Annotated in this window: 19 protein-coding genes; 12 read left to right on the forward strand and 7 right to left on the reverse strand. The window is 70.8% G+C overall.

Going from position 1 to position 16394, the window contains the following annotated elements; translation table 11 throughout:
• Window positions 1-97: 97 nt before the first annotated feature.
• On the forward strand, window positions 98-2104 hold the full coding sequence (locus ABDZ89_RS03215; protein ID WP_343776568.1) for a hydantoinase/oxoprolinase family protein: 2007 nt from the start codon (window positions 98-100) through the stop codon (window positions 2102-2104).
• Window positions 2101-3720, forward strand: a complete 1620-nt coding sequence (locus tag ABDZ89_RS03220) for a hydantoinase B/oxoprolinase family protein (RefSeq protein WP_343776569.1) — start codon at window positions 2101-2103, stop codon at window positions 3718-3720. The genes ABDZ89_RS03215 and ABDZ89_RS03220 overlap by 4 nt, the downstream gene beginning before the upstream one ends.
• A gap of 29 nt (window positions 3721-3749) precedes the next feature.
• Here the strand turns inward: ABDZ89_RS03220 and ABDZ89_RS03225 are convergent, their stop codons facing one another.
• Entirely contained in the window at window positions 3750-5675 is a 1926-nt protein-coding gene (locus ABDZ89_RS03225) for a beta-CASP ribonuclease aCPSF1 (RefSeq protein WP_343776571.1), read from the reverse strand.
• A gap of 214 nt (window positions 5676-5889) precedes the next feature.
• Here ABDZ89_RS03225 and ABDZ89_RS03230 point away from each other — a divergent pair, with 214 nt between their 5' ends.
• The gene (locus ABDZ89_RS03230) at window positions 5890-6420 is read left to right on the forward strand and encodes a DUF7984 family protein (protein ID WP_343776573.1); all 531 of its coding nucleotides are present in this window, start codon (window positions 5890-5892) and stop codon (window positions 6418-6420) included.
• 33 nt (window positions 6421-6453) lie between these two features.
• Here ABDZ89_RS03230 and ABDZ89_RS03235 read toward each other — a convergent pair whose 3' ends face one another.
• The 6 genes from ABDZ89_RS03235 to ABDZ89_RS03260 all read right to left on the reverse strand — a co-directional run bounded on the left by ABDZ89_RS03235 (window position 6454) and on the right by ABDZ89_RS03260 (window position 10982).
• The gene (locus ABDZ89_RS03235; protein ID WP_343776575.1) at window positions 6454-7320 is read right to left on the reverse strand and encodes an SDR family oxidoreductase; all 867 of its coding nucleotides are present in this window, start codon (window positions 7318-7320) and stop codon (window positions 6454-6456) included.
• Window positions 7321-7391: 71 nt separating this feature from the next.
• Complete coding sequence (psmA, locus tag ABDZ89_RS03240) at window positions 7392-8198, reverse strand: archaeal proteasome endopeptidase complex subunit alpha (RefSeq protein WP_343776577.1); 807 nt, start codon at window positions 8196-8198, stop codon at window positions 7392-7394.
• Between the two features lie 4 nt (window positions 8199-8202).
• The gene (locus ABDZ89_RS03245; RefSeq protein ID WP_343776578.1) at window positions 8203-8682 is read right to left on the reverse strand and encodes an Rpp14/Pop5 family protein; all 480 of its coding nucleotides are present in this window, start codon (window positions 8680-8682) and stop codon (window positions 8203-8205) included.
• Window positions 8683-8692: 10 nt separating this feature from the next.
• Window positions 8693-9316, reverse strand: a complete 624-nt coding sequence (locus ABDZ89_RS03250) for a class I SAM-dependent methyltransferase (RefSeq protein ID WP_343776579.1) — start codon at window positions 9314-9316, stop codon at window positions 8693-8695.
• On the reverse strand, window positions 9300-10052 hold the full coding sequence (locus ABDZ89_RS03255; RefSeq protein WP_343776580.1) for an RNase P subunit p30 family protein: 753 nt from the start codon (window positions 10050-10052) through the stop codon (window positions 9300-9302). The genes ABDZ89_RS03250 and ABDZ89_RS03255 overlap by 17 nt, the downstream gene beginning before the upstream one ends.
• Before the next feature lie 66 nt (window positions 10053-10118).
• Window positions 10119-10982, reverse strand: coding sequence for a DUF6498-containing protein (locus ABDZ89_RS03260; protein WP_343776582.1), 864 nt, complete (start codon window positions 10980-10982; stop codon window positions 10119-10121).
• A 79-nt stretch (window positions 10983-11061) separates the two neighbouring features.
• On the opposite strand from ABDZ89_RS03260, the gene ABDZ89_RS03265 reads away from it, so the two are divergent.
• From ABDZ89_RS03265 to pfdA, 9 genes are all read left to right on the forward strand, one after another.
• Window positions 11062-11346, forward strand: a complete 285-nt coding sequence (locus tag ABDZ89_RS03265; protein ID WP_343776584.1) for a DUF357 domain-containing protein — start codon at window positions 11062-11064, stop codon at window positions 11344-11346.
• 83 nt (window positions 11347-11429) lie between these two features.
• Complete coding sequence (locus tag ABDZ89_RS03270; protein ID WP_343776586.1) at window positions 11430-12548, forward strand: M20 family metallopeptidase; 1119 nt, start codon at window positions 11430-11432, stop codon at window positions 12546-12548.
• 93 nt (window positions 12549-12641) lie between these two features.
• Complete coding sequence (locus tag ABDZ89_RS03275) at window positions 12642-12794, forward strand: 50S ribosomal protein L39e (RefSeq protein ID WP_004050128.1); 153 nt, start codon at window positions 12642-12644, stop codon at window positions 12792-12794.
• Window positions 12795-13073: a 50S ribosomal protein L31e gene (locus ABDZ89_RS03280; protein ID WP_343776590.1), complete on the forward strand. Its 279-nt coding sequence runs from the start codon at window positions 12795-12797 to the stop codon at window positions 13071-13073.
• A 1-nt stretch (window position 13074) separates the two neighbouring features.
• Window positions 13075-13740 (forward strand): translation initiation factor IF-6, encoded by a 666-nt coding sequence (locus ABDZ89_RS03285; RefSeq protein WP_343776592.1) that lies wholly within the window; start codon window positions 13075-13077, stop codon window positions 13738-13740.
• A gap of 114 nt (window positions 13741-13854) precedes the next feature.
• The gene (locus tag ABDZ89_RS03290) at window positions 13855-14847 is read left to right on the forward strand and encodes an ABC transporter ATP-binding protein (RefSeq protein WP_343776594.1); all 993 of its coding nucleotides are present in this window, start codon (window positions 13855-13857) and stop codon (window positions 14845-14847) included.
• Window positions 14844-15659, forward strand: a complete 816-nt coding sequence (locus ABDZ89_RS03295) for an ABC transporter permease (protein WP_343776596.1) — start codon at window positions 14844-14846, stop codon at window positions 15657-15659. Before ABDZ89_RS03290 ends, ABDZ89_RS03295 begins: the two co-directional genes overlap by 4 nt.
• A 99-nt stretch (window positions 15660-15758) precedes the next feature.
• The gene (gene rpl18a / locus ABDZ89_RS03300) at window positions 15759-15935 is read left to right on the forward strand and encodes a 50S ribosomal protein L18Ae (protein ID WP_004595730.1); all 177 of its coding nucleotides are present in this window, start codon (window positions 15759-15761) and stop codon (window positions 15933-15935) included.
• Complete coding sequence (gene pfdA / locus ABDZ89_RS03305) at window positions 15935-16390, forward strand: prefoldin subunit alpha (protein ID WP_343776984.1); 456 nt, start codon at window positions 15935-15937, stop codon at window positions 16388-16390. The genes rpl18a and pfdA overlap by 1 nt, the downstream gene beginning before the upstream one ends.
• The last annotated feature ends 4 nt before the right edge of the window (window positions 16391-16394 follow it).

The following is a 16394-nucleotide window of genomic DNA, read 5'->3' on the forward strand; positions in this document are numbered from 1 at the left end:
TTAAGTCCGTCCGGTAACGAGTCCCCCCATGCTACGCGACCGAGACACCGCGACTCTCGGCGTCCGGATCCGCTCCGACGCCGCGGGGGTGTCGTAGATGGACGGGCGGGCCGTCGGCGTCGACGTGGGCGGGACGTTCACCGACGTCGCGCTCTCGCTCGACGGCGAACTCGTCACGGCGAAGGTGCCGAGCACCGACGACCAGAGCGAGGGCGTCGTGGCCGGCATCGAGAAGGCGTGCGAGGCGGCCGGGATCGACCCCGAGACCGTCTCCGAGTTCTCCCACGCGATGACCGTCTCAGTCAACGCGCTGCTGGAGGGCGACGGCGCGCGAACGGCGCTCGTGACGACCGAGGGGTTCCGGGACGTGCTGGAGATCGGTCGGCAGACGCGCCCGTCGCTGTACGACCTCGACGCCGAGAAACCGACGCCGCTCGTCCCCCGTCGCCGCCGATTCGAGGTCGCCGAGCGGGCGACGCCCGAGGGGGTCGAACGCCCCGTCGACGACGACGCGATAGAGTCGCTCGCGGCCGACCTCCGCGAGACGGAGGTCGAGTCCGTCGCGGTGTGTCTGCTTCACGCCTACGTCACCCCGGAGAACGAGCGCCGAGTCGCGGAGGGACTGCGCAAGCGGCTCGATGTCCCCGTCTCGGCCTCCCACGAGGTACTGCCGGAGTTCCGCGAGTACGAGCGCACGTCGACCACGGCCGTCGACGCCTACGTCCGACCGGCGATCGACGGCTACGTCGGTCGCCTCACCGAGCGAGCGCGAGCCCTCGGCCTCCCGCGGCCGCAGATCATGCAGGCCAACGGCGGCGTCACCGACGCCGACACGGTGCGGCGGAACGCGGTGACGACGGTGCTCTCGGGGCCCGCCGCGGGCGTCGTGGGCGCGAGCGCGACCGCAGCGGGCGACGGCCCCGAGCGCGACGGGCTGATAACCTTCGACATGGGCGGCACCTCCAGCGACGTGAGCCTCGTCCGCGACGGGGCGGTCGAACGGACCACGGACTCGGTGATCGCGGACCGACCGATCCGGACGCCGATGGTCGACGTCGAGACCGTGGGCGCCGGCGGCGGGTCGATCGCGTGGGTCGACGCCGGCGGCGCGCTCCGGATCGGGCCGCGCTCGGCCGGCGCGGATCCGGGACCCGCCTGTTACGGTAAAGGCGGCACGGAGCCGACCGTCACGGACGCCGACCTCGTGTTGGGCTACGTGGGCGCGGACACCGACCTCGGCGGCGACCTCTCGCTCGACGCGGCGGCCGCCCGCGAGGCCCTCGCCGACCTCGCCGACGAGGCGGGGATGGACGGCCCGGTCGAGGCCGCGCTGGGCGTCCACCGCGTCGCGAACGCGGACATGACGCGGGCCATCCGCTCCGTCACCGTCGAGCGCGGGTACGACCCGCGGGCGTTCGGCATCGTCGCGTTCGGCGGGGCGGGGCCGATGCACGCGGTCGCGATCGCGGACGGCCTCGACGTCGAGCGCGTCGTCGTCCCGCACGCCTCCGGGGTCCTGTCGGCGTACGGCCTGCTCGCGGCCGACGAGACGCGGGACGCGGTGCGGACGCACCAGCGACCGCTCGGCGAGGCCGACGCGGAGGCGCTCGACGCGCGCTACGAGGAGCTGACGGACCGGCTGTCGAGCGAGGTCAGCGACGCGGACGCGGCGCGCGTGGGGTACGCCGCGGACCTCCGGTACGCCGGACAGAGCTTCGAACTCACGGTCGACGTCGATCCCCCCTTCGACCCGGCGGCCGTCGCCGAGCGGTTCGCGGCGGCCCACGAGTCGGCGTACGGCTACCGGGCCGACGAGCCGATCGAACTCGTCAACTGCCGCGCGACGGCGACCGTTCCCCGGAGCGCGCCGGCTGTCGAGGTCGACGCGCCGGACGACGCCGCCCCGCGGACCACTCGCGAGGCGGTGTTCCCGAGCGGTACGCACGACGCCGCGGTGTACGACCGCGAGCGGTTCCCGGGCGGCGATCCCGTCGCGGGGCCGGTCGTGGTCGAGGGCGACGAGAGCACGGTCGTCGTTCCGCCGGACTGGTCCGTGCGACGCCGCGGCGACGGCGCGCTGATCGCGGAGGTGGGAGACGCGTGAGCGGCCCCGACATCGACCCCGTCTCGCTCGAGATCCTCCGTAACCAACTGGAGAGCGTGGCGACCGAGATGGGCCACGTGCTGATCCGCGGGGCGTACTCGCCGAACATCAAGGAGCGACAGGACTGCTCGACGGCGCTTTTCGACGCGTCGGGCCGCATGGTCGCGCAGGCGGAGCACATCCCGGTCCACCTCGGCGCGATGCCGGACGCGGTGGCGGCCGTCCGCGAGCGCGACCCGAAGCCCGGCGACGTGTTCATCGTCAACGACCCGTTCACCGGCGGCACCCACCTCCCAGACGTGACGCTGGTCTCGACGGTCGCACCGGACGACGAGGTAGTCGGCTTCGCGGTGTCGCGCGCGCACCACGCCGACGTCGGCGGCGCCGCACCGGGAAGCATGCCGCCCGGAGCCCGAGAGATATACGAGGAGGGACTCCGGCTCCCGGCGGTCCGACTCGTCGACGGCGGCGAGCCGAACGAGGCCGTCCGCGACCTGATCCTCGCCAACGTCCGTACCCCTGACGAACGCGAGGCGGACCTCCGGGCCCAGCGCGCCGCCAACGCCCGCGCCGAGGAGCGGGTCGGCGAGCTGCTGGACGAACACGGGGAGACGCTCTTAGACGCGTTCGACGCCGTTATCGACTACTCCCGCGAGCGAGTCGAGGCCGAGATCGCGGACCTCCCGGACGGCACGTACCGGGCGCGAGACGCGCTCGAAGGCGACGGGATCACCGACGCGCCGATCCCGATCGAAGCCGCCGTCACCGTCGACGGCGAGACGATCGACGTCGACTTCGCCGGGACTGCCGACCAGGTCCCCGGCAACCTGAACGCCCCGTTCTCGGTCGCGAAGAGCGCGGTCTACTTCGTCGTCCGCGCGATCACCGACCCGGAGATCCCGCCGAACCACGGCTGTTACGAGCCCGTGTCCGTCTCCGCGCCCGAGGGATCGCTGCTCGACCCCGAGCCGCCGGCCGCGGTCGTCGGCGGGAACGTCGAGACGAGCCAGCGCGTCACCGACGTGACTCTCGCCGCGCTCGCCGAGGCGGTTCCCGACGAAATCCCCGCCGCCGGACAGGGGACGATGAACAACCTGATCATCGGCGACCGCGCCGGCGAGTTCACCTACTACGAGACCATCGCCGGCGGGTTCGGCGGCCGGCCGAGCAAGGACGGGATGGACGGCGTCCAAGTCGGGATGACGAACACGCTCAACACGCCGGTCGAAGCGATGGAGACGGCCTACCCGCTCCGCGTCGAGCGGTACGCGCTGCGCCCGTCGAGCGGCGGCGACGGCCGGTTCCGCGGCGGCCTCGGAATCGAACGAACCGTCACGGTCGAGACGGACGCCACCGTGTCCGTACTGACCGAGCGGCGGCGAACCGGTCCGCCCGGGCTGGCGGGCGGCGAGGACGGCGCGACCGGGAGGAACCTGGTCGACGGCGACCCCGTCCCGGCGAAGACCTCGGTCGACGTCGCGGCCGGCGCGACCGTCTCGATCCGGACGCCCGGCGGCGGCGGTCACGGCGACCCCGACGAGCGCGACCCGGCCGCGCGGGAACGGGACCGACGGGACGGGAAAGTGGCCGAGCGCGTCGAGAAGAGCGAAGACTGACCGCTCGCTCCGCGGGCGACCCCGCGGACTTACTTGAACCGGAACGTCTCCAGGTTCTTCGGGGCGAACGTCCGCATGTTGTAGTCGTGGTACAGCGACGAGGAGAGGTCCTGAACGGAGCTCTCGTCGCCGTGGACGCAGAGCACCTTCTCGGGGCGCGGGTTCATCGTCTTCACGAAGTTCTCTAACCCCTGCCGGTCGGCGTGACCGGAGAATCCGTCGACGACGTCGACGCCCATCTCCAGCGTGAGGGTGTCCCCGCGGCTCCCGCCGCCCCAGCCGTCGACCGGGATCTCGTCCCAGCCGTTCTGGATCCGGCGGCCGAGCGTCCCCTGCGCCTGGTAGCCGACGAAGACGAGGTTCGAGTCCGGGTCGGGCCCGATGTGGCGGAGCCACGACATGATCGGGCCGCCCTCGATCATCCCCGACGTGGAGATGATGATACACTCCTCGCCGTCGGCGACCTCCTGTCGCTCCTCCTCGCCGGCGTCGATGTGGTTGAACTGGTCGGCGAGGAACGGGTTCTCGTCCTCGTGGAAGATGCGGTCGCGGAGGTCGTCGCGGAGGTACTCGGGGTAGGTGGTGTGGATCGCGGTCGCCTCCCAGATCATCCCGTCGAGGTGGACGGGCATCTCCGGGATCTCGCCTTCCCGCATCGCCTCCTCCAAGACGAGCATGATCTCCTGCGAGCGCCCCACGGCGAACGCCGGGATGACGACCTTGCCGCCCTGCTCGTACGTCTCGTTGATGACCTCCTTGAGCGCCTCCTCGGAGTCCTCCTGGTCGGTCTGGTAGTCGTTGCGGCCGCCGTAGGTGGACTCCAAGACGAGCGTCTCGACGCGCGGGAAGTCGTTGACCGCGCCGTTGAACAGGCGGGTGTCCTCGTAGTGGATGTCGCCCGAGAACGCGACGTTGTAGAGGCCGTCGCCGATGTGGAAGTGAGTGACAGCGCTGCCGAGGATGTGGCCCGCGTTGTGGAACGTGAGCTTCACGTCCGGCGCCACGTCGGTCACGTCGCCGTACTCTAGGGGGATGGTGTGTTTGATCGCGTCGCGGACCTGTGCGGACTCGTACGGCGGCGTGCGACCGTCCTTCGCCGCGACGTCGAGGTAGTCCAGCGTGAGCAGGCCCATCAGGTCGCGGCTCGGCTCGGTGGTGTAGATCGGGCCGTCGTAGCCGTACTTGAAGAGGAGGGGGACCAGCGCGGAGTGGTCGAGGTGGGCGTGGGTCAACACGACCGCGTCGAGCGTCGCCGCGCCGGCGCCCAGCGCCTCGGGCACTTGGAGGTAGGGCACCTCGCCTTCCGCACCGGGCTTGTCGCCGCAGTCGATGAGGATCCGGGTCTCGGGCGTCGAGAGGATGAAGGCCGCGCGGCCGACCTCGCGACAGCAGCCGAGCGTCGTGATCCGCACCCACTCGTCGTCGGACATCTCCTCGCGGTGGATCTGGCGGCCGACGCGTTCGAGGATGTCGCGGCGCTCCTCGCGCTCGTTCTTCAGGAAGCCGCGGACGTTCGAGACCGTGGAGGACTCGATCGGCGGGGTCCGAACGACCTCGGGGGTCCAGCCGACCTCTTGGGTGATCTCCCGGAGCGTCGAGCCGCGGCGGCCGATCACCATCCCGGGCTTTTCGGCCTCGATGACGACCTCACCGGTGTCCTCGTGGAAGTCGAGGTCGGTCACGCCGGCCTCCTCGGGGATCACGTCGCGGACCTTGTCCTCGGCTCGCGCCGGGGGAGAGAGGGCGCTGGGGTCCGGGCGGACCGTGATCCGCTTTCTGAGCTTGGACGCGAGCCGTCGGATCAGATCGCCGTCGCCGGCGAAGCGTTTGGGGTCGCGGGTGTAGACGACGAGCTCCGGCCCCTCGTACTTGACATCGGTGACCGTGATGTCGTTCGGAATTTCCTGTTCGATCTCTGATTTCAACGTATCGAGTTGCTTGTCGACTTGACTCATATCTCACTGCGGGTCGTCGGGGCCGCCGCCGTCGTCGAGTCGCACCTGACTCGTCGCCGATCGGTCGACCGTGACGGGGTAGGCATAGTGGAAGTACTATCCGTAGTTGTTCCGTGCGGGAACAGCCAGCGAAAACCCGCTTAACTCACGCTACTGCCCCGCCGTTATAAAACTCTTCGCAAAAGGCAAGCCACAGGCGGCCGCACCCCGACGTATGCGCGTCACCCCGCAGACGGTCCGCGACGAACACGCGTGGGTCCGCGACCGCGCCGACACGGTCGTTCCGATCCTCAACGACACCCGAGACCGACTCGGCCGACGCTTCGACACGCACGTCGACGCGGTCGCTCCGGAGGCGTACCGGCGAGAGGTCGACGCCGTCTTCGCCGACGGCGAAGTCGCGGTCAACGTCGCGGCCTGCGTCGCGCTCCTCCGCGACCTCGACGTGGCGGGCGACTACCCCGGGTTCGTCGTCGACGAGGTGCTCGGGCGGGAGCTCGCGGCGACGATCGCCGGCGGGCGACCGCTCTCGCTGCTCGCGCAGGCGACGTTCCACGTCGCTGACCTCTACGTGACCGAGGACGCGACCGCGCCGGAAGCGGAAGGGGCTGGGACCGCGGGCGCCGACGACCTCGACGCGGCGCTCGCCGCGGGGTTCCAGACGCGGCTCCCCGGCTGGGACTGGCGGGAGGGAGAGAGTCCGTTCGCGGTCGACGCCCCGAACGATGACGGGTCAGACGGGTGACGGCCGGTCGGACCCCGACCGAACCGCCGGCGACTACGAGGTGAAGTTCCTGACGAGGCCGTACGCGCGGTCGAGCACGGCGTCGGGGAGGAACCGCGCGAGGACGCCGACGCGAGCGACCGTACCGGGCTGGACCCGCGCCGGGGGCTGGGTCGCGCTCGCGGCGTCGTAGATGGCGTTCGCGACGACCGCCGGCTCGACCGACCCGGGGCCGTCACCGCCGATCAGCTTCGCGTCCTCGAACATCGCGTAGAACTCCTCGTAGGCCTCCGTCCGTTCGATTCCGTCGCTCTCCTCGGGATCGGCCTCCCGTTCCGCGCGGGCAGAGAACTCCGTCTTCACCGGGCCGGGCTCGACGACGACCACGTCGATGCCGAGGTCTGCGACCTCGCTTCGCAACGCGTCCGACATCGCCTCCAGGGCGAATTTCGACCCGCTGTACACGCCGCCGCCGGGGATCGAAACCCGCCCGGCGACCGACGAGACGTTGACGATGGTGCCGTCGCGCTCGCGACGCATCGCGGGGAGCACCGCCCGGATCAGTCGATGCGGGCCGTACACGTTCACGTCGAACTGGTCGTGGACCCGTTCGGTCGATACGTCTTCGACCGGCCCGAACTGCCCGTAGCCGGCGTTGTTGATCAGCGCGTCGACCGCGCCCTCCTCGTCTAAGACGCGTTCGACGACGCGGTCGATGTCGTCCTGGTCGGTGACGTCGAGCGTGGCGAGCTCACACCCCGCCTCGCCGAGCGCCTCGATGTCCGCCGGGTTCCGCGCGGTGGCGTACACGGTCCATCCCTCGTCGAGGAACGCGTGCGCCGCGGCGCGGCCGATGCCCGAGGAACAGCCGGTGATGAGTGCCGTCTTCTGCACGCGTTTCCGGTCTGCCTCCGTCGGCATAACTCTCCCGACCGACCGCGTCGCTCGCGGTTCGTCCGAACCTCTGAATAACAACTCGGTGCGGGGGCGCCTTACTCCTCGTCGCCGTCCGCGTCGCTACGCTCGTCGTCCGCGGCCTCGTCGGCCGACTCCTCCTCCGCTTCGTCGCTCGCGAGTAGGCCGCGCTCCTCCAGAATCTCCTCGATCTCGTCGGCCGGATGTTCGGTGTACTCCGGATCGTCGACGGTGATCGTGGCGACCCCGACGCCGTCGGGCGACAGCTCGCCGTCGTTGGACTGCGCGAGGGTGTCGAGCGCGAGGCCCACCGCCTCGTCTATCCCGATCCCCTCCTCGTACTCCTCCTCGAGGTAGTCGCGGAGGTCGCTCCGGTCCGACCCGATCGACAGCGCCTGCCACTCGTAGGGGGTGCCGGACGGGTCGGTCTCGAACAGGCGCGGCTCGCCGTTCTCGATGCCGCCGACGATGAGCGCGACGCCGAAGGGGCGCGCGCCGCCGACCTGCGTGTACTGCTGGATGTGGTCGGTGATGTTCTTCGTCAGCGTCTCGATGCCGACCGCCTCGCCGTAGCGCAGTCGGTTCACCTGCGCCTGCCGGCGCGCGAAGTCGATGAGCTGGCGGGCGTCGGCGACGTGGCCGGCGCTCGCGACGCCGACGTGGTCGTCGGCCTTGTGGAGCTTCTCGATGCTCTCCGGCTCCATCAGCGGGGAGCGGGCTCGCTTGTCGGCCGCGATGACGACGCCGTCCTCGGCGCGGACGCCGACGCTCGCCGTTCCTCGTTTCACCGCCTCCCGGGCGTACTCGACCTGGTAGAGTCGGCCGTCCGGAGAGAAGATGGTGATGCCGCGGTCGTACGCCTGTTGTTGGGATTGGCCCTGCATGATATCACTCGATGTCGAAGGTCGTCGCGCCGACGTGACCCGAGTCGACCCGGAGGTCGCACGCGTCGCCGCGCACGGTCGCGGTCCGTTCGGCGCCCTCGAACGCGACGTCTCGCTGTGTCGAATTGGGGGCCGCACGACCCATATATCTTTCCTCACAGGCACGCACCGTCCCCGAAATCCCGCGAACGCGGATCCCGACGGGTTCGCCGTCGACCTCACTCACGCAGGCGACCGCGGCGCGCGCGTCGTCGACGTGGCCGTGTCTGACCCGGACGACCGCCTCGCCGGTCCCCGCCGCGTGTGCGAACGACAGCAGCGTGAGGTCGGCGTCCGCGCTGCCGGCGTCGCCGAGGAGGTTGCCGGCGCTGTACCACAGCGCGCGCTGGAACGCGCGGCGGCCGATCTCCGCGTCCGGCCACGTCTCGACGCCGACGGCGAGGTACCGCCACCGCGGCCGGAGGTGTTTCGGGAGGTGTTTCATCGGACCCGGATCACGCCGAGAGATCCCGGAGTCGATCGGCGACGATCACCGCAACCTGATCGTGGACGCGCTCGACGGTCGTCACCGCGTACCCCTCGTCGGTGAACGCCTCGACGAGCGTCCCGACCGTCGCGGGGTCGTCGACCTCGGGGCTGTAGAACGGCGCGTCCGGGTCGGGCTCCTCGAACAAGGCGACGTCGCCGAGCACGATCCGGCGCGCGCCCGTCTCGGCCATCACGCCGATCGCCTCGCGCTTCTCGTCGTCCGCGAGGTGGTGGAGCGCGAAGTTCGAGGTGACCACGTCGACCCGCTGGTCGGGGTCGAGGTTCGGCTCGCGGAACTCGCCGTACGCGAACTCGACGTTGTCGAGCCCGCGCGCCTCGGCCTTCCGGCGCCCCTCCTCCATCATTCCCTCGCTGATGTCGCGAGCAAGGACGCGCTCGGCGTCCTCGGCGAGCGCGAGCGCGATGGCGCCGGTTCCGGCCCCCAGGTCGAGCACCACGTCGTCCGGCTCGGGCGCCGCGTGGTCGATCACGAGCCCCGCGCAGGCGTGGTACTCGTCGCTCTTCGACTCGTCGTACTCGCCCGCCTTCTCGGAGAACCGCTCGGCGTGTTCTTCAACCGTCTTCTTCATACCTACCGAGTCGGACCCCCGGCTCTATGAAGCCCTCGGAGCGGCGCTCCCGGTTCCGCTCGACGAGGTCGCCCCACGCCCGGAGCCCCTCGCGGACGGCCTCGGCGTCGAACCCGACCGCCTCCCCGACGGCGACGAGCTCCCGGGGCGCTCGCAGTTGGAGGTGCGAGCGGGCGTTCGCGCTCACGACGTAGGGCGCGTCGTAGTGGTCGACGATCTCGCGGAGCTTCCGGAGGTCGGCGAGCGCCCGGACCCGCTTCCCGCCGGTCGCGCGGAGCGCCGGCCCGAAGTCGAACTCGACGTGGACGCCGTTGTCGCGCGCGGCCTTCGCGAGCACGTGGTTGAAGTCGCCGCCCCCGGCCATCGGGCGGACCAGCGCGTCGACGCGTTCCTGTTCGACCGCGAACCGGTTCAGGGCGTCGTCGCCGCCGACGACGCAGACCACGGTCCGGTCCGAGCGGTAGTTCCCGACCGCGCCCGACGCGCTCGTCGGGTCGGAGGCGTCGATCTCCACCGCGTCGACGACGTCGACGCCGTACTCCTCCCGGACGGCCTCGGGGTCGCGGACGGGACTCCCGTCGCCGCCGGTCGCGACGGCGCCGCCCCCGTCGCCGGCCGCCGCCAGCGCGTCGCGCGATCGCACCACGATCCCGTCGTAGCCGTGGCGAGCGGCGGTGGCGGCGTGGCGCGCGACGGTCGCCTCGCCGTCGGGGTGGGCGTGAACGGCCTCGTACATGAGGCGCCGTTTCGCGGCCGTGCGTATCGGCGTTGCGCTTTCGACGCCGCGCTCCGCGCCGTTCCGTCACCAGTCGCCGGTGGTGTCCTCCTCCGTTCTCCACTCCCGCCGCGGGTCCTCGCCCGTGAACCACGTCGCGATCCCGTCGGGGTCGTCCTCACGGACGGCACGGCGCCGACTCCACTCGACCGTCGCCTTCCCGAGCGCGATCGGCAGGAGGTACGGGAGCAGGACGACCTCGACGCCGAACGCGTCGGCGAGGCCGTCTAGCAGCCCCGGGGCGAGCGCCGCCTCGATCACGGCGATGCCGGCGGTGACCGGGATCACCGTCGCCACTCCGACGACGAAGTAGAAGAAGACGACGCGCTGTGCCGCCTCGACGACCATGTACGGCGACCGCCTCTCGTAAGCGCGTTCCGCGAAGAACTCCCTCCTGACCTCCGCGACCTGCGCGCCGCAGACGCCGAGCGCCGCCAGCCCGACGGTGGGCGTGAGATACGAGAGAGCGTCCCAGCCGACGGGGACCAGGGGAAAGAGGAGGAACGCGAAGATGCCGAGCGAGCGGCTGACGACGCGCGCGTTTCGACGGTATACCGGCGGTAGCCACGAGACGAGGTGAATCGGCCTCGGTTCGCGTTCCCACACCTCGTCTCGCTCGGCGTCCTCGTCGTAGCCGGTGATGTAGAACGAGCGGTCCTCCAGCCGGATCGGCCGCTCCGCGAACATCGCGGCGGCGGCGTAGGCCACCACCAGGACGGCGACCTCGATCCAGTACACCGCGAGCAGCTCCCCGACGCGCCAGCCGAACCCCACGACGCCGGCGAGCGGGAGGAGGTTCGTCGCTATCACGAGCGCCAGACCCCCGCGACCGGCGGGGTTGAGCGGGGGCGACGGGTCGCGGTCGGGCTTCGGCGAGCCGTCGGAGGGCATCGTGTCACGCCCGGTTCGCGTCGAACATAAATTTCACCACCCCGACGCCCTTTTTGTCCGCTCGCGGGAATCACCGCGTATGCCCGCCGACCTAGAGGAGAAGACGGACCGGTACGAGCGGATGCTCGCGGACGCGCTGGCCGTCGCCGAGCCGCGCCCGCCGGCCGACACCCCGCTCGGGGAGGCCGCCGCGGACGTGGCCGAGATGGCCGAGTCGTACCTCGACGACGGCCGGCACTTCCGCGAGGACGGCGACCCGGTGAACGCGCTCGCGTCGTACTCGTACGGGTACGGCTGGCTCGACGCCGGGGTCCGGCTCGGGCTGTTCGCGGTGCCCGACGACACCGAGCTGTTCACCACCTGACGCGCTGTCCTGCCGGCGGAGAGCGCGCCGGCGACGACCGCCGCGAGGGACGCGCTTATGCGCCGACGGCCTCCAGAGGCCGCATGGACGAACTCGCCGACCTGACCGAACGGCTCGTCTCGATCCCCTCACACGAGGACGAGACGGCCGCGGGCGACGCCATCGAGGACTGGCTGCGCGCGGAGACGGACGCGACCGTCGAGCGCGACGACGCGGGAAACGTGCTCGCGTTCGCGGGCGCGACCGACGACCCCGACGCCGACTCGCTCGCGCTCGTCGGTCACCACGACGTGGTCCCGCCGGCGCCGGGACAGACGACGGGCGAGGGGCTCGACGGCGAGTACGCGGTCGAGCGCCGGGACGGCCGTATCTACGGCCGCGGGACCGCCGACATGAAGGGGTCGGTCGCGGCCGCGATGTGCGCGTTCCGGGACGCGACGCCGCCCGCGGGCCGAGAACTGGTCTTCGCTTCCTTCGTCGGCGAGGAGGTCGGCGGCGAGGGGGCGCGTCACGCCATCGATGCCGGGTTCGCGCCCGACCGCGCGCTCGTCGCGGAGGGGTCGACGAACTACTCGAAGCCGGGCGTCACGGACGTGGTCGTGGCCCACCGCGGACGGCGGGGGTCGCGGCTCGTCGCGCGCGGCGAGGCCGCCCACGCCTCGGAGCCCGAGGCCGGCGAGAACGCGATCTACCGCGCCTGCGACGCGATCGACGGGGTCCGCGGGCTCGACACGCCGGAAACGACGGTCCTCGGCAACGACGTGTCGGGGTCGCTCGCGGTCACGATCGTCGACGGCGGCGAGACGTGGAACGTGATCCCCGAGCGCTGCGAGGCGACGGTCGACGAGCGCACGGTCCCGGGCGGCCGCGCCGACCTCGCGGGCGTCGCCGACGCGACGCCGGGCGTCGAACTCGTCGTCGATCAGGACCTCCCGCCGATGGCCTGCGGCGACGCCGCCTTCGCGGACGCCGCGCTCGACGTCGCCCGCTCGGTCCACGAGGAGCGCGGCCTCGACGCGCCGGAACACGTCACCAAGCCGCATGCGACCGACGCGGGGTGGCTCGCTGGGGCCGGCACGGAGTGTCTGGTCTGTGGCGCCTCCGAGCCGGGCGAGGCGCACACCGACACCGAGAGCGCGAGCGTGGACGTCCTCGACCGCTGTTACGAGATATACGCGGGGATCGCAGAGCGGGAACTGTAGCGGTCTCCGGCGGCGTTCCGGTCCGATTCAGGCGGCTCGGGCGCGACCCGTATGGAAGGGGTTTTATGCGCCCCGTGGAAAGTGTGCGCCACTATGGGAGACAAGTCGAAGGCTCAAAAGAAGCGTCTGGCGAAGGCGGAGCGCCAGAACACCCGCGTCCCCGCGTGGGTCATGATGAAGACGGACATGAACGTGACGCGAAACCCCAAGCGGCGCAACTGGCGCCGGAACGACCTGGACGAGTAAATGTCCACGAACGACTTCGAGGAGCGCGTCGTCACCGTCCCGCTCCGCGACGCCAAGGAGAAGCCCGTCCAGCAGCGCGCCGACTACGCCATGAAGATCACGCGCCAGCACCTCGCGAAGCACTTCTCCGTCGACGAGGACGCGGTCATCATCGACGGCTCCGTCAACGAGGCGGTCTGGACGAACGGGCGGCAGAACCCGCCCAGCACGGTGCGGGTCCGCGCGGCTCGGTTCGTCGAGGACGGCGAACCGGTCGTCGAGGCCGAGCACGCAGAGTAACGTGTTACGGGCGACCTTCACCGGCTCGTCGTACGTGGGCGTGTTCGCCCGCGCCGTCGACGACCTCCTGTTGATCCGGCCGGACGTCGACGAGGCCCTCGCCGATGACCTCGGGGCGGAACTCGGCGCCGAGCCGCTGCTGACGACGGTCGGGAGGTCCAACACCGTCGGTTCGCTCGCGACGGGCAACGAGGAGGGCGTCCTCGTCTCCGCCCGCGCGACCGAACGCGAGAAGGACCGGATCGCGGACGCGGCCGGCGTCCCGGTGCGCGAGCTGCCCGGCGAGATCAACGCCGCCGGAAACGTCGTGCTCGCGAACGACTACGGCGCGTACGTCCACCCGGACCTCTCACGCGATGCGATCCAGACGATCAAAGACGCCCTCGACGTCCCCGTGACTCGCGGCGACCTCGGCGGCGTTCGAACCGTCGGCACCGCCGCGGTCGCCAACAACACGGGCGTGCTCTGTCACCCCCAGTCGACAGAGGACGAACTCCAGGCCGTCGAGGAGGCGCTCGACGTTCGCGCCGACCTCGGCACCATCAACTACGGCGCGCCGCTCGTCGGCTCCGGCCTCGTCGCCACCGACGAGGGGTACGTCGTCGGCGAGGACACGACCGGCCCCGAACTCGGCCGGATCGAGGAGACGCTCGGCTTCATCGACTGACACACCGCCGCTCCGTCTCCGTCCGGTTCGAGGCGGTTCGCTGCGCCTCGACCGCTGAGCCGTTCCTCGCAGTCATCGCCTGTTTTTAAGAGCCGAACCGGAGTTGTGGGCGGTATGCCCGCCATCGAGTGTCGGAAGCTCTCCAAGTACTACGGCGACGTCCGGGGGATCGAAGACGTCTCGTTCACCGTCGAACGCGGCGAAGTCTTCGGGTTTCTCGGCCCGAACGGCGCGGGCAAGACGACCGCGATCCGCACGCTGTTGGGGTTCCTGTCGCCGACGAGCGGCGGCGGAACGCTGCTGGACCACGACGTGACGGACCCGGTCGCGTCGCGTCGCGCCCGCGAGCGGATCGGGTTCCTCCCCGGCGATCCGGGACTCGACCGCGACCGCACCGCTGGGGCGTTCCTCGACCATCAGGCGGCGCTCCGGGGCGAGTCGAGTCGCGCCGACCTCGTCGACCGGTTCGGTCTCGACGAGTCGCGGCGCATCGCCGACCTCTCGCGGGGAAACCGTCAGAAGGTGGCGCTCGTGGCGGCGTTCATGCACGACCCGGACCTGCTGTTGCTCGACGAACCGACTTCCGGGCTCGACCCGCTGCTCCAAGAGGAGTTCGCCGCCTTGGTGCGCGAACGCGTCGACGACGGGGCGAGCGTGCTCCTCTCCTCGCACGTCCTCGGCGAGGTGGCCGCGCTCTGTGACCGCGTCGGCGTCCTCCGCGAGGGCCACCTCGTCGCGGTCGAGTCCGTCTCCGAACTCCGGTCGCGCGGCGGCAAGCAGGTTCGCCTCCGGGTCGCCGAGGACGTCGAGCACGCCGACTTCGAGCGTCGCGGCATCATGAACCTCCGCGTCGGCGAGACCGTCTCGTTCACGTGGACCGGCGAGTACGACGCGTTGATCGACCTGCTCTCGGGGTACACCGTGCGCGACCTCGACGTCGTCGACGCCCCGCTCGAAGAGGCGTTCATGACGTTCTACGACGGCGACGTTCCGGGGCCGACCGGTCGCGGCGGAGGCAACCGAGGCGGCGGGACGGGCGGCGGCGACGCGCCCTCGAACGCGGCGCCCGCGGACGCGGTCGCGGACTCCGGAGGTGACGAGCGATGAGCGACCGACCGGCGCCGTGGCTCGCCATCGCCCGGTACGACGCGGCGGGACGCGCCCGTGGGTCCCTTGTGTTGACGGGGCTGCTCTCCGCGTTCCTCCTCCTGTTCCTCGCCTTCTACCCGTCGCTGTCGACCGCGGGCATCGACCTCGACGCCTACGTCGAGGCGCTGCCGCCGGCGTTTCGGGAGGCGTTCGGGATCGTCGCCTTCTCCTCTATCGAGGGGTTCCTCGCGGTGGAGTTCTACCAGTTCGCGTGGCTGCTGTTGGTCGGCCTCTACCTCGCGTACCTCGCTGGTGGGACCATCTCCGCCGATGTCGCGTCCGGGCGGATGGATCTCACACTGTCGGCGCCGGTCGCGCGCCGCGACGTCGTGATCGGGCGGTTCCTCGGACTGGTACCGCTCGTCGCGCTGTTGAACGTCGTCCTCCCTGTCGTCGCGTACGTCGGCGTCCTCGCGGTCGGTGAGACGATCGCGGTCGAACGGCTCGTCGCGGTCCACGCGCTCGCGGTGCCGTACCACCTGACGTGCGTCGCGCTCGGCCTCGCGGTGTCGACGTTCGTCTCGCGGCCGGGAGTCGCCCAGCGCGTCGCGCTCGGCGCGCTGTTCGGCCTGTTCATGTTCGAGTCGCTCGTCGCGAGCACCGACTACGCAGGGTTCGGGGACCTCAGCCCGACGGCGCACTACGACCCCTCCGCCGTCCTCGTCACGGGCGAGTACGACGCGACGGGTGCGGCGGTCCTCCTCGCGGCGGCGGTCGGCCTCGTCGCGCTCTCCGTCGTTCGCTTCCGTCGCGCCGACCTCACGGGGTGAGCCTCACGTCGGTGACAGGCTGAGAGCGGCGTCTGCGGCGACAGAGGGGGCTGTCGCTTTTTAGGAAGATACTTCCCTGTGCCTGCCGGATCGGGGAACATGAGTACCTACACGGTGAGTGGACGGTTCCAGAGCCGAGACGGCGACCAGCCGTTCACGAAGGACGTTGAGGCGGAAAACGAGGACCTCGCCCGCGAGCGGATCTACACCACGGTCGGGAGCCAGCACAACCGCAAGCGCACCCAGATCGATATCGAGGAGGTGTCCGAAGCATGATGGGTGGCGGACAACAGCAGCTCCAGCAGCTTTCCCAGGAGCTTCAGGCCCTCGACGAGGAGATCGAAGAGCTCGAAGCCGAGATCGCTGACCTCCGCGAGGAGCAGGCGGACATCGACGACGCCATCGAGGCCATCGAGACCCTCGAGACCGGCTCGACGGTTCAGGTTCCGCTCGGCGGCGGCGCGTACCTCCGCGCGGAAGTTCAGGACATCGACGAGGTCATCGTCTCGCTCGGCGGGAACTACTCCGCGGAGCAGGAGCAAGACGACGCGATCGACGTCCTCCGAAGCAAACAGGAGGCGCTCGACGAGCGCATCGAGGAGACGGAAGGGGAAGTCGACGAGCTCGAAACCGAGAGCAGCGAGCTCGAACAGCAGGCCCAGCAGATGCAACAGCAGATGCAACAACAGCAGATGCAGCAGATGCAGCAGGCTCAGGACGAAGAGGAGTAAGACG

The sequence above is a fragment of the Halorubrum ejinorense genome (assembly GCF_039522565.1).
In the GTDB taxonomy this organism is placed as follows: domain Archaea; phylum Halobacteriota; class Halobacteria; order Halobacteriales; family Haloferacaceae; genus Halorubrum; species Halorubrum ejinorense.

Bases quoted from the DNA above. Each gene is read 5' to 3' on its own strand.
- rpl18a (WP_004595730.1), top strand. From the start codon at position 15,759: ATGAGTACCTACACGGTGAGTGGACGGTTCCAGAGCCGAGACGGCGAC.
- ABDZ89_RS03290 (WP_343776594.1), top strand. From the start codon at position 13,855: ATGCCCGCCATCGAGTGTCGGAAGCTCTCCAAGTACTACGGCGACGTC.
- psmA (WP_343776577.1), bottom strand. From the start codon at position 8,198: ATGCAGGGCCAATCCCAACAACAGGCGTACGACCGCGGCATCACCATC.
- ABDZ89_RS03295 (WP_343776596.1), top strand. From the start codon at position 14,844: ATGAGCGACCGACCGGCGCCGTGGCTCGCCATCGCCCGGTACGACGCG.
- ABDZ89_RS03250 (WP_343776579.1), bottom strand. From the start codon at position 9,316: ATGAAGAAGACGGTTGAAGAACACGCCGAGCGGTTCTCCGAGAAGGCG.
- ABDZ89_RS03275 (WP_004050128.1), top strand. From the start codon at position 12,642: ATGGGAGACAAGTCGAAGGCTCAAAAGAAGCGTCTGGCGAAGGCGGAG.
- ABDZ89_RS03255 (WP_343776580.1), bottom strand. From the start codon at position 10,052: ATGTACGAGGCCGTTCACGCCCACCCCGACGGCGAGGCGACCGTCGCG.
- ABDZ89_RS03235 (WP_343776575.1), bottom strand. From the start codon at position 7,320: ATGCCGACGGAGGCAGACCGGAAACGCGTGCAGAAGACGGCACTCATC.
- ABDZ89_RS03260 (WP_343776582.1), bottom strand. From the start codon at position 10,982: ATGCCCTCCGACGGCTCGCCGAAGCCCGACCGCGACCCGTCGCCCCCG.
- ABDZ89_RS03245 (WP_343776578.1), bottom strand. From the start codon at position 8,682: ATGAAACACCTCCCGAAACACCTCCGGCCGCGGTGGCGGTACCTCGCC.
- ABDZ89_RS03280 (WP_343776590.1), top strand. From the start codon at position 12,795: ATGTCCACGAACGACTTCGAGGAGCGCGTCGTCACCGTCCCGCTCCGC.
- pfdA (WP_343776984.1), top strand. From the start codon at position 15,935: ATGGGTGGCGGACAACAGCAGCTCCAGCAGCTTTCCCAGGAGCTTCAG.
- ABDZ89_RS03270 (WP_343776586.1), top strand. From the start codon at position 11,430: ATGGACGAACTCGCCGACCTGACCGAACGGCTCGTCTCGATCCCCTCA.
- ABDZ89_RS03230 (WP_343776573.1), top strand. From the start codon at position 5,890: ATGCGCGTCACCCCGCAGACGGTCCGCGACGAACACGCGTGGGTCCGC.
- ABDZ89_RS03215 (WP_343776568.1), top strand. From the start codon at position 98: ATGGACGGGCGGGCCGTCGGCGTCGACGTGGGCGGGACGTTCACCGAC.
- ABDZ89_RS03265 (WP_343776584.1), top strand. From the start codon at position 11,062: ATGCCCGCCGACCTAGAGGAGAAGACGGACCGGTACGAGCGGATGCTC.
- ABDZ89_RS03225 (WP_343776571.1), bottom strand. From the start codon at position 5,675: ATGAGTCAAGTCGACAAGCAACTCGATACGTTGAAATCAGAGATCGAA.